Origin of the sequence: Marinicauda algicola, assembly GCF_017161425.1 — a bacterium.
Lineage (GTDB): Bacteria > Pseudomonadota > Alphaproteobacteria > Caulobacterales > Maricaulaceae > Marinicauda > Marinicauda algicola.
Map to the genome: position 1 here is coordinate 1,797,999 of NZ_CP071057.1, position 23,053 is coordinate 1,821,051.

Below are 23,053 nucleotides of genomic sequence, written 5' to 3' on the forward strand. Positions count from 1 at the left end.
CCCACGTAGGCGTAGAGATTGATGCCGCCGGTGTTGCCCGCGCTGTCGGTGTGGGCGATCCTTCGAAGGATCGGCGAAAGGCTCCGGTGGAGCGGTTCGCCCGGAGAAGGCCGCGTTCGCCGGCGTGCATGAGTGAGCCGGATCAGACTTCGATCCGGGGGATCGAAGTCCCGGCGAACCGGTTCGTCGTGCCCGAACCGGCAGATTCCACCAGCGGCCCTTCCATGCCGGGCGCAGCGAACTTGGCGCGCCCTAACGATCCAAAGGACACGCCTCCTGTCCGCGTACGGCCACCTCCGCGGTCAGCGTCCAGGGCAGGAGGTGGGCGCCGGGCCAGGCGATGGGCGCGCCGGCGGCGCGCAGCCTGTCTGCCGTCCAGACATTGCAGGTGCGAAACAGGTGATAGCGGGATCCGGCGCGGGCGAAGACGCTGCGTCCGGACAGCCTGCCCGGCCCGGTGACGACCGGCTCGCCCGCCGCGTCGAGCGCGAAGGCGGCCTCGATCTCGCGCGCAAGCCGGTCGAGACCCTCGCGCGAGACGGCGAGCGGAACCGCATCGCCACCCTCGCCGGGCGCCCCGTCGAGGCGAACGACGTGAAGCACGCTCGCGGTCGGCCATGCGAGCGCCCGGATCGAGGTCCACACTGTCAGCCCGCCGGGAAAGGCGGTCGCGTCGCCCCAGCCGATCGAGTAGCTCTGCGCCCCGGGATAGATGGCCTTCAGCGGGGACTGCGGTCCGAAGGCGCTCGCCGGGACGACGATCTCGGTGTGCAGGGCGCGCCGGGTCACCGCGACGATCTCGCAATCGCCCGGTCCCGGCGGCGGCGCGGCGGGCGGGCGCAGCACGGCCCACGCCGCGGCAAGGAGCAGCGCGAGGGCGAGCCCGGCCAGGACTGCTGCAGCCCGATTGGACACCATCCCTTTCATCCTCGCGCCAACGCGCCTATATTGGGAGCGTTCCCTTCGGGGAACTATGGCGATAAACGCGCGTGCAATAACCAGACCGGACCCGGGTGCGAACCCCGGCGGCTCCACCAAATCCTCTCGCTCGTTGGGCGGGTCTTGCGGGGCCGAATTAGGATCGACGGATGGCTAAAGACGTTGCTTTCGCCCGAATGGGCTCCGTCAAAAGCCCGTAAACAGTAGTTGCCAACGACAACTCTGCTGAAGAGTTCGCCCTCGCTGCGTAAGCGGCGCGAGCAACTCGCTTCTTAAGTCCTGTCCTCTAGCAAGGTCAGGCGGGGTTCGGGGGCGCCTGGCAACAGAAGCCCCCACTTTCCTCTCCGATCTCCGATACGACGTTCTCGCAGGTTCAGCGTTGGCACGCCTTCGGCGCCGCACCCACGCGCGCGGCCACGAAGCTTTGCCGGTACGCGCCCGCAACCGGGCCGGGTGCCGCAAGAGATTATCCCCGCTGTCCACAGAGACGTGCGGCCTGTGGAACACGCCCGCGGCCTGCTGCGCGGCTCCTGGCGCGCGTGGCCGGTCTGGCCGGCTGCGCGGGTCGCTGCTTATCCACAGGCTCGCGCCTAGGCTGTCGATGGCGATTGATGCCGGTGAACGTATTCATTATACGCGCCCCCCATGAAGCAGCCGACCTTCCAGATCGCGACCGACGACTCCGGCCGGTACGTGTCCGTGCGGCTCCTCGGCACGCGCGACGAGGCGCGCCAGCGCGAGTTCGCGGCGAACTTTCTGGCCTTCTACCCCGCCCAGCAGATCCGCTCGGTCCTGGTCGATCTCACCGGTGCGCGCTTTCCCGACCCGCTCTTTCCCTGCGTGGAACGCTTCTCGATGATCTCGAACCTGGCGCCGCGAAGCCGGGTGGCGCTGCTGGCCGGGGACGTGCAGGCCCCCGCCGCCCTCCTGCTCGCCCAGACCCTGCGCGGGGGCTGCCACGAGGTGCTGCTGACCACGCGGCGCGGCGAGGCGGAGCGCTTTCTCGCGCGCAAGGCCCAGCCGGTCACCTTCCGGCCCTGCACCCGGCAGCTGATGGCCGTCCCGCGGCGCTAGCCGTCGAGGCGGGCGCGCTCGCTCATCTGGATCAGCACCCGCTCGCGGGCGCGCTCGGCATCGCCGAAGCGCTCCGCCGACAGGGCGATGGCGCGCTCGTAATGGGCGAGCGCCGGCTCGAGCGTGCCGCGAAGCTCGGCGCAGAGCCCGAGATTGTAGAACAGTTCCGCGCTCTCCACGCCTTCGCGGGCCAGCTCCGCGAAGGCCGTGCACGCCTCGCCCATCCGGTCGTGGCCGGTCAGCTCGTAGGCGGCGGAGAAGCGCGCCGCGTCGGCCTCGGAAAGCCCCTCGGCCGCATGCGCGAAGGGGGCGTGCACGATCTCCTCGTGCGGCAGGAAGAGCCGGCGCACGGGACGGGCGGCATCGATCATCGCCTGGTCGACGAGCTGGCTCGCGGTATAGGGCAGACGCTCGTCCTCGCAGTAATGCATGCTGCTCGAACCCGACAGGATGTCGTTGAACAGCACCGCCGCGCTCGCCGTTTCCACGAGCACGGCGCGGGCCTGGAAGCTGGCGCGCACGCTCCAGCACTCGATCACGACGAGCCGGTATTCCAGGCAGTCCCCGTCCCCGTCGCGTTCGATGCATCTCTCGCGTTCTCGCGTATAGGGGCTGTCGCTGACGCGCTCGTCGAGCACCGTGCCGGAGACGATGCCGTCCACGCCCAGCACCGCGCCCACTTCGGCGAGCCCCTCCGGCGAGCCGTGGCGGTCCCGGAAACGGCCGCGGGCAAAGCCAGGCCCTGCCAGCGAGGGATCGACCACCGTGATCGCCGGCGCGCCGCGGAAATGGGCGGTGACGAGTTCGGATTCCACAGTATCGGCGAAGGCGACGCCGCCGCGGCCATCGAAGTCGAGCACGGCGATGGAGAAAAGACGTTCCGCGCCCGGCACGCGCGGCGCGTACTCGACGTTCAGCGCCGCGGTGTTGGCACAGCCGGCCGCCAGCAAACCGGCAAGGCCGGCGAAAAGACGTTGAACGCGCGAGATCATGACCATCCCCCCGGCCGGACCGGGAGACAGGCTCGCATCGCGCGTGCCCGGGCGCAAGCACGCTCGGGCACGGACGCGAGGGTGCCGGTCTAGCGCCGCGCGATCCGCAGCGGCATGCCCCCGCGCGGGCGCAGCGTGACCTGCATGACCGGATAGACATCCGCCTCCTCGACCGGCGTGAAGCTCAGGCGCGAGACGAAGCGGGCCAGGAAGATCGCCGCCTCCATCATGGCGAAGCTCGCCCCGATGCAGGCCCGCGGCCCGCCGCCGAAGGCCATGAACTGATAGCGGTCCTGCGGCCGGCGATCGGGCCCGAACCGGTCCGGGTCGAAATGGTCGGGATGCTCCCACAGCGTGCGGTGACGGTGCAGTGCGTAGAAGGCGAGCAGGACGACATCGCCCTTCTTCACCGGCCGGCCACAGATCTCGGTCGGCTCGACGGCGCGCCGGCCGAGAATGGGTGCGGGCGGATAGAGCCGCATCGCCTCCTCGATCACCTGGCGGGTGAAGGAAAGGCGCGCCATCGCCTCCGGCGTGAGCGCGCCGTCGAGCACGCCATCGGCCTCCGCGCGCAGGCGCTCCTGTGTCTCGCCATCGTTGGCGACGAGGTAGAGCGTCCAGGTCAGCGCGATCGCCGTGGTCTCGTGGCCGGCGGCGATGAAGGTCATCACCGTGTCCCGGATGTCGGTGTCGGACAGCTTCTGTCCCGTCTTCTCGTCGCGCATCTTCAGGAGCAGGCCGAGCAGGTCGTCGCCCGGATCGCCCTGCGCGCGCCGGCGCCGGATCTGGGCGAGCGCCGCCTTGCGAAAGACATGGCGCGCGCGCAGGGCGCGCAGGCTCATGATGCGGGGCATCCATTCCGGCATCGGCACCAGGTCGCTCATGCGCATCGTGCCGGTCTCTTCCAGAATGACCTCGATGGCGGCGCGCACGCCGGCGCGGTCGAACTCGACGGCGTCGGAGAACAGCACCTGCTCGATCACGGAGAAGGTGGCGTCGTTGAGCACGGACTGCACCTCGACCGGCTGGGGCGCACGCGCGAGGCGCTCGACCGTGGCGGCGGCGACCTCGTCCATGATCGGGATGAAGCGCTCGATTCGGCGGCGCAGGAAGGCCGGCTGCAGGCTCATGCGCTGGCGCCGCCAGCTCTCGCCGTGGGCGGTGAGGATGGCATCGCCGAGGATCGGCCTCAGCATGCGCAGGATCAGCGGCGACTTGCGCCAGGCGTGGAAATTCTCCTGCAGCACCGACCTCATCTCGGCCGGCCCGGAGATCTCGTGGACCGACTTGCCGATATAGGGCCCGGTCAGGATGGTCTCGCGGAACAGTGCCTCCGGCAGGATCGACATCGGGTTCTCGCGCATGAGACGCCCCGTCTCGATCAGGCTCACCGGCCGGTCCAGCGGCACGCAGGCGACCGGCTCGAACAGCGCCGTGCGCCGCTCGGGGCGATCGCGGCCTGTCGCCTCGGCATGACGGATGTCGGCCATGGCAGCCTCCTGACCCCTTGGTTGCATGCCTAGCTCACAATACTTAACCGATTGCGACCGCCGCGATGGCCCCGCTCTGCAGCGCACCGAATTGACGCGGGCTCTGCCATGGATACTCTCCTCCCCAGCTCTGGGAGGGACGCGTGGCCAAGGATCTGATGGGGTACGGCAAGCTGGCCCAGGAGGCGCTGCGCGGCGTCGTCCGGCAAGCCGTCGCGCGCGCGGCCGGCCCCCAGGGCCTGCCCGGCAGCCATCATTTCTACATCAGCTTCAAGACGACCGATCCCGGCTGCGACCTCGACGAGGCGCTGATCAAGTCCTATCCCGACGAGATGACGATCGTTCTGGAGCACCAGTTCTGGGATCTTGCAGCCGACGATGACGGGTTCGAGGTCACCCTGAAATTTGGCGGCGTCCCGAAATATCTCAAGGTCCCGTGGCGCGCGGTGACGCGCTTCCACGACCCGGCGGTCAATTTCCAGCTCTATTTCGAGTACGAGCCCCCGAGCGGGGACGACCTCGCGGCCCGGCCCGAGGCGCAGGCCCAGGCGCAGGGCGAGAACACCGTCGTCAGCCTCGACTCCTTCAGGAAGAAAGATTGAAGGGCAGCGCCAAAGAGCGCCTGATGGCGCTGTTCTCCGACGCCGCGCACATTCCGCCGGCGAGCCGGCTGTTCGGCTTCGAGCTGCTCGACCTGGATCCCGAGCAGCGCTGGGTGGAGGCGAAGTTCACCGCCCGCGACGAATTCCTCAATCCCAACGGCTCGGTCCAGGGCGGGATCGTCACCGGCTTTCTCGACGAGGCGATGTCGCTGGCTGCGTTCATCGCGAGCGACCTGACCGCCGCGGTGCCCACGCTGGAAATGAAGACGAGCTTCCTGCGCCCGCTGTTCAAGGGCGAGTGCCGCGCACGCGGCACGGTGCTGCGCCTGGGACGCTCGGTGGCCTTCACCGAGGGCCGGCTGTTCGACGCCGAGGGCGCACTCTGCGCGACGGCAAGCGCGACCTGCGCGATCCGCCCGCTGGAGCGGTGAGGTGAAGGCGAGGAGCCTCGCCCTCATCGCGCTCGCCCAGGTGCTCGCCCTCTCGGTGTGGTTCGCCGGCGCGGCCGCGCTTCCTGCCATCGCCCGCTCGGCCGATCTCTCCGCCTTCGCCACCGCCGCGCTGTCGAGCGGGGTGCAGCTCGGATTCGTCGCCGGCGCGCTGGCGAGCGCGGCGCTGGGTCTTGCCGACCGGCTCGAGGTGAGACACCTCTTCGCGTCGGGGGCGGCGGTCGCCGGGCTCGCGACCGGACTCGCCGCGCTGACTGAACCCGGCAGCGCGGCGATGATCGCCCTGCGCATCCTCACCGGCGCGGCGCTCGCACTCGTCTATCCGGTGGGCATGAAGATGGCGGCGAGCTGGGCGAAGGGCGATGCCGGCCTGCTGGTCGGCCTGCTCGTCGGCGCGCTCACCCTGGGATCGGCAGCGCCGCACCTCCTCCCCGTGCTGGGACCGGGGTTCGGCTGGCGCACGCCCTTCCTTGGATCGGCCCTGCTCTGCCTGGTCGCGGCGGGGACGATCCTCGCCGCGCAGGCCGGGCCGGCCTTCGCCCGCGCCGCGCGGTTCGATCCCTCTGCCATCCGGCTCGCGATCGCGCGCCCGGCCCTGCGGCTCGCCAATCTCGGCTATCTCGGCCACATGTGGGAACTCTATGCCTTCTGGGCCTGGCTCGGCGCGTTCCTCTACGCCTATGCGCTCCATCACGGGCTTCCCGCCGGCGCCTGGCCGGGCGTGCTGACCTTCGCGGTCGTGGCCTCCGGCGCGGCCGGCGCGCTCGGCGCAGGCTGGCTCGCCGACCGGGTCGGGCGCACGGTGGTGACCAGTGCCGCGATGGCGGTCAGCGGGGCCTGCGCGATCCTCACCGGGCTCGCGTGGGATGCGCCGCTGCTCGTCATGGCGATCCTGCTCGTCGTCTACGGCATCACGGTGATCGCCGATTCCGCGCAGTTCTCGGCCGCCATCGCCGAGCTGGCCCCGAGCGATCAGGCCGGATCGCTGCTGACGCTGCAGACCGCGGCGGGCTTTGCCCTCACCGTGCTGACCGTGCAGGCCCTGCCGCTTTGGGTGGAAGTCACCGGCTGGCGCTTCGCCTTCGCCCCGCTGGCCCTGGGGCCGGCGGTCGGCATCTGGGCGATGCTGCGGCTACGGGCGAGGCCGGAGGCGGGCCAGCTCGCCGGCGGGCGCGGCTAGAGCAGCTTCGGGCGCCTGAACAGCCAGAGCTCGAGACCGCCGATCACCGCGATGGGCGCCGGCGGATCGGCCATGCCGCGCCGCTACTCTGCCGCCTCGGGCAGGATCGGGCGGGCACGCACCTTCACCCGCGCGCGCTCGCCCTCGATCTTCTCGACCAGGAGCTTCTCCACCTGGCTGTCGTCGTGGAAGACGACGCCGGTCAGCGCGTCGAGCACGGCCTTGGCGACATTGTCCACGTCGTGACGCGGCGATCCGGGCGTGTGCTCGATGATGATGGTCACCTCGTAGGGACCCCATTTCGGACGCACGCGCTTGAACTCGGTGCGGAAGAAATCGCCGATCAGCGACTTGAAGCGGCGCGACTGCGTCGTCACCGCATCGACCCTGAGATGCAGGGAATCCCTCGCATTCGCCGCCTGCACGCGCCCTCTCCCGACCCAATCCAGGGTCTTGTTCTCACCCTCGGTCATGACGCCATCCGTCTGCCCGACTCAAGAAGCCCATTGTCCGCCAGGGCGTTCCCCACGGCAAGGGCAGGGTTAAGCGCGGGTAAACAGACCGGTCGCGGCGTTTGCGGCGCGCAAGCCCCTTGCCCGGACCGCGGGCGAGAGGCCATACACGGCGCAAAATCTCACCTGTGCCTTTCGAAGAGGATCTCCCCATGACCGAGATGCGCATCGAGTCCGACAGCTTCGGCGAACTCGAGGTTCCCGCCGACAAGCTCTGGGGCGCCCAGACGGCGCGCTCGCTGATGAATTTCAGGATCGGCGGCCAGACCATGCCGGTCCCGCTCGTCCATGCGCTCGGCGTGGTCAAGCATTGCGCGGCCAAGGCCAACATGGCGCTGGACAATCTCGATGCGAAGCTCGGCGACGCCATCGCGCAGGCCGCAAAAGAGGTCGCCGACGGCAAGCTGGACGATCATTTCCCGCTGGTGGTCTGGCAGACCGGCTCGGGCACGCAGTCGAACATGAACGCCAACGAGGTGATCGCCAACCGCGCCATCCAGATCCTCGGCGGCAAGGTCGGGAGCAAGGACCCGGTCCACCCGAACGACCACGTCAACCGCTCGCAATCGTCCAACGACACCTTCCCCACCGCGATGCACATCGCCGCGGCGCGCCAGATCGCCGACCGCCTCGTGCCGGCGCTCAAGGGCCTGCGCGACGCGCTGAAGGAGAAGCAGGACGCGTTCAAGGACATCATCAAGATCGGGCGCACCCATCTGATGGACGCGACCCCGCTCACGCTCGGCCAGGAGTTCTCCGGCTATGTGGCGATGGTCGACAACTCGATCCGCCGCGTGGAAGGCACGCTGCCCGCACTCTACGAGCTCGCCCAGGGCGGTACGGCCGTGGGTACCGGCCTCAACGCCAAGCCCGGCTTTGCCGAAAAGTTCGCCGAGGAGGTCGCCGACCTCACCGGCCTTCCCTTCGTGACCGCGCCCAACAAGTTCGAGGCGCTCGCCACCAAGGACGCGCTCGTGGAAGCCCACGGGGCGCTCAACTCCGTCGCGGTCTCGCTGTTCAAGATCGCCAACGATGTCCGCCTCCTGGGCTCCGGCCCGCGCTGCGGCATCGGGGAGATCGCCCTGCCGGCGAACGAGCCGGGCAGCTCCATCATGCCGGGCAAGGTCAATCCGACCCAGAACGAGGCAATGACCATGGTCTGCACCCAGGTCATGGGCAACAACGCCGCGGTGAGCTTCGCCGGCAGCCAGGGCCAGTTCGAGCTGAACGTCTTCAAGCCGGTAATAATCTATAACGTGCTGACCTCGATCCGCCTGCTGGCCGATGCGTCCGAGAGCTTCACCGAGAACTGCGTGAAGGGCATCGAGGCGAACGAGGCGCGCATCGCCGACCTGATGGAAAAATCCCTCATGCTGGTCACCGCGCTCGCCCCGAAGATCGGCTACGACAACGCGACCGAGGTCGCAAAGACCGCCCACAAGAACGGCACCACCCTGCGCGAGGAAGCCATCCGGCTCGGCTTCGTGACCGAGGAGGAGTTCGACCGGATCGTGCGGCCGGAGAAGATGATCGGGCCGAAATAGGCTGCTGAATCGATGCGGCAAAGGAAAACCCCGGCGCAGGGTCTGCGCCGGGGCTCGATGCTGCGATGGCGCGGCGCTCAGGCCGTGCGGATCTGCCCGAGGAACCGGCCGATTTCGTTCTTGAGCGTCTGCGCTTGGCCGGACAGAAGTTGCGCCGCATCGCTCAGCTCGGCCGATGTCGATTGCGAGCGGCCCGAGAATTCCCGGAAGCCATGGGCGCCTGCGGACACTTCCGAGGTCCCATTCGCCGCCTCGGCTACGTTGCGACTGATATCGTCGATCGTGGCCTGCTGCTCCTCGGTCGCTGCCGAGATGGATTCCGAGTTCAGCTGAATCTGCTCGATGAAGCGAGCGATCGCCGCGACGCTCTGCGACGTCCGGCTCGATGTCGTCTTGATCTCCTCGATCCGGCCGGAAATCTCGCTGGTGGCGCGCGCCGTCTGCGCGGCGAGCTGCTTGACCTCGCTCGCCACGACGGCGAAGCCCTTCCCGGCCTCGCCCGCTCGGGCCGACTCGATCGTCGCGTTGAGCGCCAGCAGGTTCGTCTTCTCCGCGATCTCGGCAATCAGCGAGGTCACGCCCGCCACGTTCTCGATCGCCGAGGACAGGCTCTCCATCGACAGCTTGCTGCTGTGAGACAGGGTCAGCGCCTCGCGGGTCTGGTCGGCCGAAGCGCGGATTTGCTTGACCACCTCGCGCAGGGTTGCCGAAAACTCCTCGGCCGCACCCGCGACCGACTGGACATTTGTGCTCGCCTGCTCGGCGGCGGCGGATACGCTCATTGCCTGCTCGTTGCCCTCCCGCGCCATCTTCGACATCTGCCCGGCGAAGGTGGTAAGCTGCTCCGCCGCGGCGGCGACCTGCGTTACGACGCCGCCCACGGCCTCCTCGAACCGGTCCGCGAGTAGCTTCAGCGCCTTCTGCTTCTCCGCCTCGGCGCGCGCCCCGGCTTCGGCGGCTTCGGCCTCGAGGCGCTCGGCCTCCATGCCGGTGCGGCGGAATTCTTCCGCGGCATCCGCGATTCGGCCGATCTCGTCGGCACGGCCGGCACCGGGAATCTCGACCTTCCAGTCCTTCTCGGCGAGGCGCTTCAGCCCGGCAGCAATGCGGGTGAGCGGGCGCGAGACGTTCTGCTGGAGGAACCAGACGGCGGAAATCCCGATCAGGGCCGCCACGACGATGAGGGCGGTGATGAGGAAACCGGCGCGGGCCTGGTCGGTCTCGGCGTTACTCATTCGTCGCGCGGCGCGCTCCACCGAGTAGTCCATGAACGCGTTGGCCGCATCGCGTGCCGCCCTGAAGATCTCGGCCGCCTCGTTGCGGGCGAGGTCCTCCGCATAGGCCCGGTCGCCGCGCTCGATCGCGGCGAACAGGCGCGTCTCCAACATCGTCACATACTGGTCGGCCTGCGCTTCGATATCGGAGACGAAGGCCTGCTCGCTCTCGTCGAGGTCGGCGCTGCGGAGCTGATCGAGGCGCTCGCGCACACGGATATTCTGATTGTCGATCTCTTCGCGGAATCGCATGCGCGTCTCGTCGCGATCAGCGAGCACGTATTCCAGGGAGTCCGACCGGATGCGATAGAGCGCGGCCTTGATATCGTCCGCGGTTTCGAGTCCGACGACTTCCTGCTGGTACATGTCGCCCAGGCGGCGATTGCTTTCGCCGAGCAGCAGAAATGCGGTCACCCCCATGGAGAGCGCGCAGATCACGAGAACGGCCGCCGCGGAAGCGACCTTGGCAGATATGCTACGCCGGACAATCGACAACATGGACAGCTCCTAAAGGTCAACCAGCTGCGACGATCACTCAGACCGTCCGGTTAACGGTCGGTTTATTGCCAAGAAAAAGGAAAAACAGATCAATCCCTACACCGGAGACTCAACCATATCGCACATGTTTTTCATTTAAACCGGGTTGGCATCGGCAAGAGAAAAACCCCGGCGCAGGTCTGCGCCGGGGTCAGGCCGTGGGTGTGCGGTGAAGTCGAAGGCTCAGTAGCCGCCGACGCCGCCGTCGAGGACGAGGGTCATCGAGGAGGCCGAGGCGCGTTCGGAGCGGCGCTCGACCGTCTCGGCATAGGTCTCCTCGTAGCGGTAATAGACGAGCTTGACGCCGGGGCCGTAGCGGCGAAGCAGCGAGCGTTCGTTGCAGTTGCGGCGCGCTTCCTCGGGCGCGCAGTAGAGCCGGCCGCCGGGCGCGTGGCGCAGCGCCTCGCCCTTCTCGCAGACGATCGTGCGGCCGTCCTGGTAGATGTATTCGCCTTCCTCTTCCCAGCCGAGCGTCACCTGCATTGAGGTGCCGGCCATGCAGCGGAAGATCTCGCCGTCGAAATGGGGATCGACGCGCTCCTCGGGATCGGGGCGCGAGGCCGGGTGCGGGGTGCCGCTGTCGTCCACGCAGACCGCGCGCACCACACGCCATTCCTCGACCCAGCGCGTGCGCTCCTCCTCCACGAGCTCGTATTCCTCGGCGAGGCGCAGGCCCGCGATCGCAGAGGCCGCGCCCGAACGCGCCACCGGCGGGATCCAGCTGCCGCCGCCGAACACGACGGTGGAGTTGTTGTTGATCGCACTGGCCTGGGCCATCGCGCTCGCCGAGGCGCTGGCGTTGACGTTCACGTTGACCGAGCTGGACAGGTTCACCCCGCCGATCTTCACGTGCGGCCCGCCGACATGGACGCTCGGCCCGCCGATATACACGCCCGGCACGTTGATCGTCGGCCCTCCGGGATGGGTGCAGCAGCCGCCATGGGGCGGCGGCGGGCTCGGCGGGGTCGGTGCCGGATCGCCAGCCGCGGCCGCCGCGCTGATGAAGCCGGCGGCTATCGCGGCGGCAAGGCCGGCGTATCGCTTTGAAACGCGCATGGGATCGCTCCGTCGCTGTCGGGACGCACGCTGCAAGCGGGAGGCCATTTGCGGCGTGCTGCCGAACGGCGAGCGATTGGCACGCCGCCTGCAGACGACCGGCTCGACTGCGAGAAAGGCGCCGGGACGTGACCCGGACAGGAACGAGGAGCGCCCGACCCGTGCGGCACATCAATACGAAGGCCCTTTACGAGTACTGGAACACGCGCCGGCTCGGCCGCACCGCCCCGGCGCGTGCCGACATCGCGCCGAAGGATCTGTCGGGCCTGCTTGCCCATCTGTTCCTGCTGCGGCGCATGGACGCCGACCATCACGTCTTCCGCCTGGCCGGGAGCGCGCTGTGCCAGATGCACAAGCGCGAATTCAAGGACCAGAACTTCCTGTCGCTCTGGCGCGGCCACGACCGGGTTCACATGAGTGCACTCATCGAGGGGGCGCTGAACGCGCCGGCTCCGGCGAGCGCGCTCGCCGAAGCGCAGTCGATCGACGGGCGCAGCGTGGAGATCGAGATCGCCCTGTTGCCGCTCAAGGGCCCGGAGGGCCTGGTCGACCGGGTGCTGGGCCTCTACCAGCCGCTCGGCGCCGGCCGGCTCAACGGCCGGCCCGTCGTCCAGCATGCGCTGCGCGAGGTCCATCCGGCCGTGCGCCCCGCGCCGAGCGTCAACGTCTTCGCACCCCAGGCGCTGCGCCCCCGCCCGAACCGGGCAGCCAACGACCGGATCTGAAGCGGCGTTCCTTCCGGGCCCGTCCCGTCCAGCATTTCTTAAATCTTGCGCGGCAGTATGAACGCCCGTTTTTCAAGGGTGCGTTCTGCCGCGACGATGACAACGCTCACAGACATCCGCTCCCGCCTCGACCGGCGCAGGATCAAGGTCGCCGCCCGCGGCGCCCAGGAGCAGCGCCGCCACCGCCGCGTGAAGCTCGCCGTGCCGGGGCGCTATCTCGATCCGGTCCGCGGCGAGTTCATGTGCCGCCTCGTCGACGTCTCGCCGGGCGGGGCGCGCATCGCGGCGGAGGTGCCTCCGCCGGTCCATCAGACGATCGTGATGCTGTTCGAAGGGCTCGGGCGGCTGGAGGGCGAAGTGGTGCGCGCCGGCAGGGCGGGATTCGCCGTGCGCTTCGTCTTCTCGCAGCGAAAGCGCGACCGGCTCGCCGACGCGATCACCTGGCGGTTCAACATGGAACGCCTCGGGCTGACCGAGGACCGCCACGCGCCGCGCAAGCCCGGCAAGGGACGCGCCACGCTGCGCCTGAAGGACGGGGTGATGATCAAGGCCGACGTCATAGACGTGTCCATTTCCGGGGCAGCCTTCGCCTGCCTGGAGCGTCCCAGAGTGGGCGAACCGATACGCGTGGGCGAGATGACGGGCCGCGTCGCGCGATGGCTCGACAACGGGATCGCGGTCGCCTTCGACCCGCCCAGGCCCCGCGAGGAGGCGCATCCCGCCTGACAAGACCGGTGTTCTCGGCGCGGCGGAACTCAGACGCCGTCCTTAAACTTTCATGCTAAGGCCCCATATCCATCCCGCGGCCTGATTCTTGCCGCATGGCTCATGCAATGTGAGCCGATGGAAGACCGGAGTGACATGTCGATGCCACGTGATGACGGAAGCGCCACGTCCTGGTTCGTCAAGGTCGAAGGCCGCGTCTATGGACCCTATACGCCGGCCCAGATGCGCGCCTTCGTGAAGGAGGGCCGCGTGGCGGCCCATTCCGTCGTGTCGGAGAACCGCGAGAGCGGCTGGCGCGACGCGCGCGCCGTCGAGCAGTTCAAGGGCTGGTTCGACGAGGCGCGCGAGGCCCCCGGCAAGCGCCGTGCGCGCCCTGCCCCGAGCGATGCGCGCACGGCGAACTTCGTGATCATCGCCCATCTCTCGCGCGAGACCGAAACCGGCTTCGTCGCCGCCCTGTCCGAGTTCGGCGACACCGAGGAGATCGCGCCGGGCGTCTGGCTGCTGCGCGCCGCGGCGACCGCGGCGATTCTCAGGAACGAGCTCAGCCACCTGCTGGAACGCGACGACAAGCTGCTCGTCGTCGACGCCAGCCGCGACCGCACCGCCTGGTTCAATCTCGGCCGCGACGCCGACCAGCGCATCCGCGAGCTGTGGGGCCGGCCGCAATAGCGCCGGATCTCTCCTGCCCGAGGAGGGGACGAGGCCGCTCTTAGATCTTGCTCAGACCGTTCGAGAACCGTCTCGCGTTCTCGACATAGTGCTCGGCGCTCGCCTTCAGCATCTCCTGCGTCCCCTCCGGCACCGGTTTGACGACCTTGCCGGGCGCGCCCATCACGATGGAGCCGTCGGGGATTTCCTTGCCCTCGGTGATCAGGGCGTGGGCCCCGATGATGCAGTGCCTGCCGATCTTCGCCCCGTTCATCACCGTCGCCCCGATGCCGATGAGGGAGTAGTCCCCGACCGTGCAACCGTGCAGCATGGCCTGGTGGCCTATGGTGACGCCCTTGCCGATGGTCAGGGGGAAGGCCGGATCGGTATGCATGACCGTGTTGTCCTGGACGTTGGAGTCCTCCCCGATCGTGATCGGCTCGTTGTCGCCCCTCAGGACAGCGCCGAACCAGACCGAGGCGCGCGCCTTCAGGATCACCTTGCCGACCAGGACCGCCGTGGGCGCGACCCAGGCGTCGGCCTCGATGTCTGGGCGCTCTCCGTCCAGTTCGTAGATCCGCATCATGATGGGGGTCCTTCCTTCTGTGGTTTCGGCGCACCGGCGGCGATGAAACTTCTGCGACGGGGGCGCTCACACTTCCTTCACCAGATTAGAATGACACTGCAGATGCGATTCGGGTTCAACGAATTCGCATCGCAAAGGGACCGACCGCAAGGAGTAGACGGCAGACATGGCTGTCGCACCCCCGAGAAGCCCAGGCATCGCCGCGCCGCCCGCGCCGCCGATGTCACGCCCGGCCGGCTTCCCTGACCTAACCGCATTGTCCGCCCCTCCGCTCCCGCGCGAGGGGTTTTTTCTTGTCTGGAGGTCCTGACATGGCCAAGCGCGCCGCGAAACGCCGTACCGGTGAGTTCAATGCCGACCACTACGAGCAGGAGAAGGTTCGCGCTCTCTTTCCCGGCACCGGGTGGTCGCCGGACGAGGTCGATCCGATGCGGGACCAGCGCTATGTCAAGAATGTCAAACCGCGTTCCGACGGCCAGGCGAAACTGATGCAGGCCATCGACGAGCACAATCTCGTCATGGCGCTCGGCCCGGCAGGCACCGGCAAGACCTATCTCGCGGTCGCCAAGGCCGTCGAGGCGCTGGAGGCCGGCGAGATCGGGCGCATCGTGCTGTCGCGCCCGGCGGTGGAAGCGGGCGAATCCATAGGCTTCCTGCCCGGCGCCATGGAGGAGAAGCTCGCTCCCTATCTCCGGCCGCTCTACGACGCGCTCGCCGACCGGCTCAGCCCCAAGCGCCTCAAGGCGCTGATGGCCGAGGGCCTGATCGAGATCGCCCCGATCGCCTACATGCGCGGGCGCACGCTGAACAATGCCTTCATCGTCGTCGACGAGGCGCAGAACTGCACCTACGGCCAGCTGAAGATGCTGCTGACGCGCCTGGGCTGGAACTCCACCATGATCGTCACCGGCGACCCGGCCCAGACCGACCTCCTGCCCGACCTGTCCGGCCTGAAGGACATCGCCGACCGGCTGGAGGCGCTGGAAAATGTCGCCGTCTGCCGGCTGGACGCCAAGGACATCGTGCGCCATCCGCTGGTGGCCGACATGCTCAACGTCCTCTGATCCCGACGCTTCGGGACTGAAGGCGGCGCCCGCCCGGACATCCAGGCGGGCGTCTGCCGTCTTGCCGCGGCGGCGGCGCTCGGCGAAGCTGCCCTCGCCATGACCGAACACGACCAGATCCTCGTCGCCCTGCGACGCATTACCCGCGCGATCGACCTGCAGTCCAAGCGACTCCTGAAGGAGACAGGGCTGACCGCACCGCAACTCGTCGTGCTGCGCGCGCTCGAGCGGGAGGGTCCGCTCCCGCCCTCGAGGATCGCCGACCGGGTGTCGCTGAGTCCGCCGACAGTCACCACCATCGTGGAACGCCTGGCCAGGCTCGGCCTCGTCGAGCGCCGTCCGCGCGAAAGCGACCGGCGCGGAGTGGAGATCAGCCTGACCGAGGCAGGCCTCAGCGCCTATCGCGGCGCACCCGAACTTCTCCAGGCCGGTTTCCTGAAGCGCTTCCGCGCGCTCGAGCCCTGGGAACAGCACATGCTGCTGTCCTCGATGGAGCGCATCGCCGATCTCATGGATGCGGGCGATCTGGACGCCGCGCCGATCCTGGCTTCGGGCGAATACGGACAAGCCCCGCAATCGTGACCGCTTTTGGCCGCCGCGCCGGGGACCGCCTGCGATGCGGGCTGTCGCATATATGACACAGCCCGCGTTCAATTCCTGAACATTGTTTGAACTCGAATCAGTATGGCGCTAAACCACGTCTCGGCTGCGGGGCCAGTCCCAAAGCGAGCATGCGCATTCGCCGATCGGCACCATCCGTGCCCGGCATGGCTTCGCGCGGGCGCCCCGTCTGTCAGGAAAATCCGCTGTCCGGTTGCGATGCCCTCACGGGATGCATTGCGATCGAACCTTCGACCTCGAACGACAAGCACCAGGACAGACGATGAAAAAATCACTTCTCCTCAACACGGTCTTCGTGTCCGCGACCGCCGCCGCGATGGCCGGCACCGCCGCCGCCCAGACCATCCCACAGCAGCAGCGCCCGCGCGACGTCATCACGGTGACCGCGACCAAGACCGAGCAGTCCGCCCAGGACATACCGGTCGCGGTGAGCGCGCTCGACAACCAGGATCTCGAAGAGCTGCGCATCGACACGTTCAGCGACTATCTCGTCCAGCTGCCCGGCGTGACCGCCGGCGGCAACGGGCCGGGCCAGCGCACGATCTACATCCGCGGCATCGCCTCGACGACGCCGAACCTGACGGTCGCGGGCGTCGCCGGCCTCGCGCCGAACGTCGCCTTCTATCTCGACGAGCAGCCGCTCGCCCAGCCGGGCCGCAATCTCGACGTCTACGCGGCCGACCTGGAACGCATCGAGGTCCTGCCCGGACCGCAGGGCACGCTGTTCGGCGCCTCCTCCCAGGCCGGCACGGTGCGCCTGATCACCAACAAGCCGGTGCTCGGCGCCTTCGAGGCCTATTCCAACTTCGGCTTCTCCTGGACGCAGGACGGGGAGATGAGCTCCAACGTCACCGGCGTGGTGAACCTGCCGGTCGGGGACGATTTCGCGCTGCGGGCGGTGGTCTATTCCGATCACCAGGGCGGCTATATCGACAATGTGCGCGGCACCCGCGACCTGTCGGAATCGGCCCGTTTCCGCCCGGAAGGCACCGTGCGCGCCAATGGCGTGCCGGTCTCGGCGCGCCGCGCCGGGTTCCAGGCCGGCCAGGACCTGTCGAACGTGACCTTCCTGGAAGCCGACAATGCCGACCTGGTGGAAGACGACTTCAACGACGCCACCTATTCCGGTTTCCGCCTGTCGGGGCGCTACGAGTTCAATGCCGACTGGCGCCTCACCGTGGGCTATGCGCAGCAGACGCTCGACAAGGACGGGGTGTTCTTCGCCGATCCCGAACTCGACGACTGGGAGATCCAGCGCTTCGAGGAGGACGAGCTGGAGGACGACTTCACCAATGTCGCCTGGACGCTGGAAGGCCGGCTCGGCGCGCTCGAGACGGTCTATACCGGGGCCTATACCGAGCGCGATGCCGACCAGACCGTGGACTACACCGACTACATGTTCGTCGGGCAGTACTTCCCCTACTATGTCTGCGACGGCTCGGTGACCTATCCCGGCGCCGCCGGACCGGCCGGCACGTGCCAGCCGCCCAACTCGCTCGTGAAATCGACCACCGAGACCACCGTGGAAAGCCACGAATTCCGGGTGCTCACGCCGCAGACGGCGCGCCTGCGCGCCACGACCGGCGTGTTCTATTCCGACACCCAGCTCGACGAGCGCAACGACTACACCTATCTGGGCTCGATCGCGGCCGATCCGTTCGGCCCCTTCGCGCCGAACTTCCCGTTCATGACGGGCTATTTCTCCGATCCGGGCCCGTTTCCGCCGGGCGTGATCTTCCGCAATGACGTGCGGCGCACCGACGAGCAGCGCGGCGCGTTCGGCGAGGTGACCTACGATCTGACCGACCAGCTCTCCTTCACCGCGGGTGCGCGCTGGTACGACATCGAGGTCGACCTGCAGGGCAGCGCGAACTCCTCGTTCTGCAATTCCTTCAGCGCCACCGACCAGGACGCCTTCGGCACCGACATCTCCGATCTCTACAACGGGGACGGGCAGTACACATTCCGCGGCTCGTGCGATCCGACCCTGCGCCAGACCTTCACGGAGGCGGACTCCATCGCCGACATCATGGCAGCCGGCCTCAGCCAGGCGCAGGCGACGCAGGTCTTCAACGCGGTGCGCGCACCCGACGTCGCGGCGACCGACGGGGTGATCCTGAAGTTCACCGGCACCTGGACGCCGAACGACGACCTGTTGTTCTACGCCACCTACTCGGAAGGCTTCCGTCCGGGCCTCCTGAACCGTCCCGGCGGGGCGCAGGGACCGGCCGGCTTCACCGTGCCGTTCGCGCTCGATACCGACGAGGTGACCAATTACGAGCTCGGCTGGAAGACCTTCCTGTTCGACGGCGCGCTGCGCTTCAACGGCAACGCGTTCTTCATCGACATCGAGGACCTGCAGACCACGATCTTCGATCCCTCCATCACCAACCTGTTCTTCTCCGCGAATGCCGCCGACGCCGAGATCCGCGGCGTCGAGGGGGATTTCAGCTGGTACGTGCCGAACGTGGACGGGCTTACCATCGCCGGCGCCTTCTCGCTTCTGGACACGGAGATCACCGAGGTGCTGGTGCCGACCGACGATGTGCGGGTGGGGTCTCCGCTCGCCTTCGCGCCGGAATTCCAGGCCAACCTGCGCGCCCGCTACGAGTGGGCCCTGGAGAACGGCTACCAGGCCCATGTCTCCGGACAGGTGACCCACTCGGGCGACTCCCAGTCCGACGTCATCCGGATCAACCGGATCACGGTGGACGGCTACACCACGCTGGAACTGGCCGCCGGACTTGCCGGCGAACAGTGGAGCGTGGAGCTGTTCGGCGAGAACCTGACCAACGAGGCGGGCGAGACGAGTTCGAACTTCGTCTACGACCGCGAGCGCGCGACGCTGCTGCGTCCGCGCACGATCGGGCTCCGCTTCGGCGTGGAGTATTAGGCCGCGGGTTGAAATCCCCGGCCGCAGCTTGAAGATGAGCGCGTCCCGCCCCCGCGGCGGGGCGCGCTTCATCGTCGTGAACGGAGTTCGTGTGCTGGACGAGACCGACAGCCCGGCCGCCGCGCTGAAGACCGCGCAGGAGCACATGTATCGGGGCCGCTTCGAGGCGGCGCTGGAGGCGCTCGCCCCGCTGCTCGGGGCCGAACCGGACCATGCCGAGGCGCTCTACATGCGCGCCGCATGCCTGCGCTATCTGGACCGCCGCGAGGAGGCCTTCGACGCGCTCGCGGCGCTGAAGGCCGCCGCGCCGGAATTCGGCCGCGCCTATCAGGAGGAGGGCCATCTGCACCGTGCGCGCGGCCGCGAGCAGGAGGCCCTCGCCGCCTACCGGCGTGCCTGCCGCTTCAACCCGGCCCTGCATGCCAGCTGGATGGCGCAGGCCGAGATCCTCGAGGCGCAGGGCCACGGCGAGGAGGCGCGCCAGGCCCGGGCCCAGGGCGAGCGCATCCTCGCCTTGCCGAAGGAGCTCGTCTCGGTCACGCACCTGCTGCACGAGGACCGGATCCTGAAGGCGGAGAAGCTGTGCCGGGCCTTCCTGCAGAAGCACCCCCACCATGTCGAGGCGATGCGCCTGCTCGCCGCGATCGCCAAGCGCTTCGGGGTGATGGAGGACGCCGAGTTCCTTCTGGAAAGCGCGATCGGCTTCGAGCCGGACAATGTCCAGCTTCGCCTCGACTACATCGAAGTCCTCAGAAAGAGACAGAAATTCGCGAAGGCCCTGGAGGAGGCCCGCCTCCTTCACGAGCGCGAGCCGGACAACCCGCTCTTTGCTTCCCACCACGCCATAGAGCTGATGCAGACCGGCGACTACCCGGCGGCTATCTCGCTGTTCGATGCGGTCCTGAAGCGTGTACCCGACGACCCCGCGACGCTCACCTCGCGCGCCCACGCGCTCAAGACCGCCGGGCGCCAGGAGGAGGCCGTCGCCTCCTATCGCCGCGCCGCCGAGGTCAAACCCGATCACGGCGATGCCTGGTACGGGCTCGCCAACCTGAAGACCTACCGCTTCACCCGCGACGAGATCGCGGCCATGGAGCGCCAGGAGGCCCGCCCCGACCTCGCCTTCGCCGACCGCATCCATCTCTGCTTCGCGCTCGGCAAGGCACACGAGGATCACGAACGGTACGAACGGTCGTTCGAGTACTATGCCCGCGGCAACGCGCTCAAGCGCAGGCAGACCCGTTATACCAGCGCGCAGATGGAGGAGGAGTTCGAGGCGCAGAAGCGCGTGTGCACGCGCGAGCTCTTCGAATCCAAGGGGGAGACGGGCCATCCCGCCCCCGACCCGATCTTCATCGTCGGCCTGCCGCGGGCCGGCTCCACGCTCATCGAGCAGATCCTCGCCAGCCACAGCCAGATCGACGGCACGCTGGAACTGCCCAACATCCTCGCCCTGTCCCACCGCCTGCGCGGACGAAAGCGGGTGGGCGGCCAGACACGCTACCCTGCGATCCTCGCCGAGCTGTCCGGCGAAAAGCTGCGCGAGCTCGGTGCCGACTATATCGAGGGCACGGCGCTCCACCGCCGCGGCGCGCCCTTCTTCACCGACAAGATGCCGAACAATTTCCGGCATATCGGCCTCATCAAGCTGATCCTGCCGAACGCGAAGATCATCGATGCGCGCCGCCACCCGATGGCGTGCTGCTTCTCCGGCTTCAAGCAGCTGTTCGCCGAGGGACAGGAATTCACCTACGGCCTCGAGGAGATCGGCCGCTACTACCGCGGCTATGTCGACCTGATGGCGCACTGGGACGAGGTGCTGCCCGGCGCGGTCCTGCGCGTGCACCACGAGGACGTGGTCGACGATCTCGAGGGCCAGGTCCGGCGCATGCTGGACTATCTCGGCCTGCCCTTCGAGCCGGCCTGCGTGGAGTTCCACAAGACCAGGCGCGAGGTGCGAACCGCGAGCTCGGAACAGGTGCGCCAGCCGATCTTCAGGAGCGGCACGGAACAATGGCGCCATTTCGAGCCTTGGCTCGACGAGCTCAAGACCGCGCTCGGCCCGGCCCTGACCGGCTATCGCGACTGACCCGCCCAGACATGCCGCCCCGGCAAGGATGACGCACGCATGAAGAAAATCGAACCGGCCGTCTTCTTTCCCGCCGCGATCCTGGTCTTCGCCGGCGTCGCCTTCGCGGTCTTCGCCGGCGACACGGCCGAGGCGCTGTTCATCTCGCTGCGCGACACGATCACCGAGACGATGGGCTGGGTCTACACGATCGGGGTCGGCATCTTCCTCGTCGCCTCGATCATCGTCGCGCTGTCGGACTGGGGCCGCATCAAGCTCGGTCCGGACGATTCAGAGCCCGAATACGCCTTCGCCCCCTGGTTCGCCATGCTGTTCTCGGCCGGCATGGGCATCGGGCTCATGTTCTTCGCCGTGGCCGAACCGATCACGCACTATCTCCATCCGCCCGAGGGCATGGGCGAGACGGTCGACGCGGCGCGCGAGTCCATGGTGCTCACCTTCTTCCACTGGGGCATCCATGCCTGGGGCATCTATGTCGTGGTGGGCCTGAGCCTTGCCTATTTCACCTACCGCCACGGCCTGCCGCTGACCATCCGCTCCGCGCTCTATCCCCTGATCGGGGACCGGATCTACGGGCCGATCGGGCACACCGTGGACACGATCGCGGTGCTGGGCACGCTGTTCGGAGTGGCGACCTCGCTCGGCTACGGCGTGACGCAGATCAATGCCGGCCTGAACGAGCTGTTCGGCCTGACCATCTCCGCCCCGGTCCAGGTCGTGCTGATCGCGATCATCACCGGCATGGCGACGATCTCGGTCGTCGCCGGGCTCGATGCCGGCATCAAGCGGCTGTCCGAGATCAATCTCTATCTCGCGATCGCGCTCCTGCTCTTCGTCTTCCTCGCCGGGCCCACGCTCTTCCTGCTCGGCGCCTTCGTCCAGAATCTCGGCGACTATGTCGACCAGATCGCCTTCCTGACCTTCAATGTCGACGCCTACGGGGACGGGGGCTGGGTCAATGCCTGGACGCTGTTCTACTGGGGCTGGTGGATCAGCTGGTCGCCCTTCGTGGGGATGTTCATCGCGCGCATCTCGCGCGGGCGCACGATCCGCCAGTTCATCCTCGGCGTCCTGTTCGGCCCGACCCTGTTCACCTTCGCGTGGATGACGATCTACGGCAATTCGGCCCTGCGCGAGGCGATCGCGGGCAGCCCGGTGGGCGAGGCGATCCTGGACACGGTGCGCGACGGCAATACCGAGCTTGCCCTGTTCGCCTTCCTCAATGGCCTGCCGCTGAGTTCGATCACCTCGGTCGCGGCGATCGTCCTGGTCACGACCTTCTTCGTCACCTCATCGGATTCCGGCTCGCTGGTGAAGTCCACCCTGGCCTCGGGCGGGGCGCTGCATCCGCCGGTCAGCCAGCGCCTGTTCTGGGCGATCCTGGAGGGCGTCGTCGCGGCGGTGCTGCTGCTCGTGGGCGGGCTCGCCGCCCTGCAGGCCGCGACCATCGCGGCGGCGCTTCCCTTCACCCTGGTGATCCTGCTCGCCATGGGCGGCCTGTTCCGGGCCTGGAGCGTGGAAAGCCAGAGAAAGCGCGGCATGAAGACCGCCGCCCAGCTGCCGGTGGAAGGCGCGGCCATGCCCTGGCGCACGCGCCTCAGGCTGATGTTCTCGCGCCCGAAATCCAGCGAGGTCGACGCCTTCATCCGCGACACCGTCGAGCCCGCCCTGAAGGAGATGGCGAGCGAGCTGGACAAGCACGGCTACATTACGCGGGTGGAGCGCGAGGAGGGCAAGAGCTGGCTCACCGTGGAGTACGAGGACAGCCCGCCCTTCGTCTACGGGGCGGAGACCAAGATCTACGACGAGCCGCACTTCCCCGGCACGCAGGAGGACGAGGACATCGAGGAGGGCTATGCCCGCGCCGAGATCTTCCTGTCCGAAGGCGGCCAGCACTACGACGTGTTCGGATACTCAAAGACGCAGATCATCCGCGATGTCCTGCGCCATTTCGAACACCACCTGCAGTGGCTCTATCACCTGGTGAGGTAGCGGGGCGGGGCTGCGCGGGCCGGGACGTGCCGCTTCACGCTCCCCGCCCGACCTTCG

General features: G+C 68.1%; 20 protein-coding genes, 1 other RNA gene and 1 pseudogene. 14 read left to right on the forward strand and 8 right to left on the reverse strand.

Translation table 11 applies throughout. The features are described 5' to 3' along the window. Nucleotides 1-23: 23 nt before the first annotated feature. Together JW792_RS17225 and JW792_RS09040 are read right to left on the reverse strand one after the other, a co-directional pair. Nucleotides 24-260: pseudogene (locus JW792_RS17225) on the reverse strand (hypothetical protein); the annotation flags it as partial. After that, nucleotides 253-918 carry a DUF2459 domain-containing protein gene (locus JW792_RS09040; protein ID WP_158291603.1) on the reverse strand — a complete coding sequence of 222 codons (666 nt, stop codon included), beginning with the start codon at nt 916-918 and terminating at the stop codon, nt 253-255. The pseudogene JW792_RS17225 and the gene JW792_RS09040, both read right to left, overlap by 8 nt. Here JW792_RS09040 and ssrA point away from each other — a divergent pair. Then, nucleotides 918-1,276: a transfer-messenger RNA gene (gene ssrA / locus JW792_RS09045) on the forward strand. The two genes, JW792_RS09040 and ssrA, sit on opposite strands and share 1 nt — an antisense overlap. Nucleotides 1,277-1,584: 308 nt before the next feature. After that, nucleotides 1,585-2,013 carry a hypothetical protein gene (locus JW792_RS09050; protein ID WP_135996031.1) on the forward strand — a complete coding sequence of 143 codons (429 nt, stop codon included), beginning with the start codon at nt 1,585-1,587 and terminating at the stop codon, nt 2,011-2,013. On the opposite strand, the gene JW792_RS09055 is transcribed toward JW792_RS09050, so the two are convergent. Together JW792_RS09055 and JW792_RS09060 are read right to left on the reverse strand one after the other, a co-directional pair. Further along, nucleotides 2,010-3,005: a tetratricopeptide repeat protein gene (locus JW792_RS09055; protein WP_135996030.1), complete on the reverse strand. Its 996-nt coding sequence runs from the start codon at nt 3,003-3,005 to the stop codon at nt 2,010-2,012. The genes JW792_RS09050 and JW792_RS09055 overlap by 4 nt on opposite strands. A gap of 89 nt (nt 3,006-3,094) precedes the next feature. Further along, entirely contained in the window at nt 3,095-4,495 is a 1,401-nt protein-coding gene (locus JW792_RS09060) for a cytochrome P450 (RefSeq protein ID WP_158291602.1), read from the reverse strand. Nucleotides 4,496-4,653: 158 nt separating this feature from the next. On the opposite strand from JW792_RS09060, the gene JW792_RS09065 reads away from it, so the two are divergent. Genes JW792_RS09065 through JW792_RS09075 form a run of 3 tightly spaced genes read left to right on the forward strand, consistent with a single transcriptional unit; the run spans nt 4,654 to nt 6,726 of the window. Next, nucleotides 4,654-5,097, forward strand: coding sequence for an SspB family protein (locus JW792_RS09065; protein ID WP_135996478.1), 444 nt, complete (start codon nt 4,654-4,656; stop codon nt 5,095-5,097). Nucleotides 5,098-5,120: 23 nt separating this feature from the next. Beyond that, nucleotides 5,121-5,528 carry a PaaI family thioesterase gene (locus JW792_RS09070; RefSeq protein WP_135996476.1) on the forward strand — a complete coding sequence of 136 codons (408 nt, stop codon included), beginning with the start codon at nt 5,121-5,123 and terminating at the stop codon, nt 5,526-5,528. Between the two features lies 1 nt (nt 5,529). Beyond that, complete coding sequence (locus JW792_RS09075; RefSeq protein ID WP_135996028.1) at nt 5,530-6,726, forward strand: MFS transporter; 1,197 nt, start codon at nt 5,530-5,532, stop codon at nt 6,724-6,726. Nucleotides 6,727-6,809: 83 nt separating this feature from the next. Here JW792_RS09075 and JW792_RS09080 read toward each other — a convergent pair whose 3' ends face one another. Beyond that, nucleotides 6,810-7,199, reverse strand: a complete 390-nt coding sequence (locus tag JW792_RS09080; protein ID WP_135996027.1) for a RusA family crossover junction endodeoxyribonuclease — start codon at nt 7,197-7,199, stop codon at nt 6,810-6,812. 191 nt (nt 7,200-7,390) lie between these two features. Here JW792_RS09080 and fumC point away from each other — a divergent pair, with 191 nt between their 5' ends. Further along, nucleotides 7,391-8,782: a class II fumarate hydratase gene (fumC, locus tag JW792_RS09085; RefSeq protein ID WP_135996026.1), complete on the forward strand. Its 1,392-nt coding sequence runs from the start codon at nt 7,391-7,393 to the stop codon at nt 8,780-8,782. A gap of 77 nt (nt 8,783-8,859) precedes the next feature. On the opposite strand, the gene JW792_RS09090 is transcribed toward fumC, so the two are convergent. Then, the gene (locus JW792_RS09090; protein WP_135996025.1) at nt 8,860-10,554 is read right to left on the reverse strand and encodes a methyl-accepting chemotaxis protein; all 1,695 of its coding nucleotides are present in this window, start codon (nt 10,552-10,554) and stop codon (nt 8,860-8,862) included. A gap of 222 nt (nt 10,555-10,776) precedes the next feature. After that, nucleotides 10,777-11,649, reverse strand: coding sequence for a hypothetical protein (locus JW792_RS09095; protein ID WP_135996024.1), 873 nt, complete (start codon nt 11,647-11,649; stop codon nt 10,777-10,779). Nucleotides 11,650-11,810: 161 nt separating this feature from the next. Between JW792_RS09095 and JW792_RS09100 the strand changes: the two genes are divergently transcribed. The 3 genes from JW792_RS09100 to JW792_RS09110 all read left to right on the forward strand — a co-directional run bounded on the left by JW792_RS09100 (nt 11,811) and on the right by JW792_RS09110 (nt 13,772). Beyond that, nucleotides 11,811-12,374, forward strand: coding sequence for a PAS domain-containing protein (locus tag JW792_RS09100; protein ID WP_135996023.1), 564 nt, complete (start codon nt 11,811-11,813; stop codon nt 12,372-12,374). A gap of 96 nt (nt 12,375-12,470) precedes the next feature. After that, entirely contained in the window at nt 12,471-13,100 is a 630-nt protein-coding gene (locus JW792_RS09105) for a PilZ domain-containing protein (RefSeq protein WP_135996022.1), read from the forward strand. A gap of 135 nt (nt 13,101-13,235) precedes the next feature. Beyond that, a complete protein-coding gene (locus tag JW792_RS09110) occupies nt 13,236-13,772 on the forward strand; it encodes a DUF4339 domain-containing protein (RefSeq protein WP_241094936.1) in 537 nt (178 codons plus the stop codon). A 40-nt stretch (nt 13,773-13,812) separates the two neighbouring features. On the opposite strand, the gene JW792_RS09115 is transcribed toward JW792_RS09110, so the two are convergent. Beyond that, nucleotides 13,813-14,334, reverse strand: coding sequence for a gamma carbonic anhydrase family protein (locus tag JW792_RS09115; protein WP_135996473.1), 522 nt, complete (start codon nt 14,332-14,334; stop codon nt 13,813-13,815). A 314-nt stretch (nt 14,335-14,648) separates the two neighbouring features. On the opposite strand from JW792_RS09115, the gene JW792_RS09120 reads away from it, so the two are divergent. The 5 genes from JW792_RS09120 (at nt 14,649) to JW792_RS09140 (ending at nt 22,996) form a co-directional block, all read left to right on the forward strand. Continuing rightward, a complete protein-coding gene (locus tag JW792_RS09120; protein WP_135996021.1) occupies nt 14,649-15,401 on the forward strand; it encodes a PhoH family protein in 753 nt (250 codons plus the stop codon). A 99-nt stretch (nt 15,402-15,500) separates the two neighbouring features. Beyond that, nucleotides 15,501-15,983, forward strand: a complete 483-nt coding sequence (locus tag JW792_RS09125; protein WP_135996020.1) for a MarR family winged helix-turn-helix transcriptional regulator — start codon at nt 15,501-15,503, stop codon at nt 15,981-15,983. Nucleotides 15,984-16,284: 301 nt separating this feature from the next. Beyond that, nucleotides 16,285-18,915 (forward strand): TonB-dependent receptor, encoded by a 2,631-nt coding sequence (locus tag JW792_RS09130; protein WP_135996019.1) that lies wholly within the window; start codon nt 16,285-16,287, stop codon nt 18,913-18,915. 145 nt (nt 18,916-19,060) lie between these two features. Further along, entirely contained in the window at nt 19,061-21,004 is a 1,944-nt protein-coding gene (locus JW792_RS09135; RefSeq protein WP_420871270.1) for a tetratricopeptide repeat-containing sulfotransferase family protein, read from the forward strand. A gap of 39 nt (nt 21,005-21,043) precedes the next feature. Further along, nucleotides 21,044-22,996, forward strand: a complete 1,953-nt coding sequence (locus JW792_RS09140; protein WP_135996017.1) for a BCCT family transporter — start codon at nt 21,044-21,046, stop codon at nt 22,994-22,996. Nucleotides 22,997-23,053 lie beyond the last annotated feature (57 nt).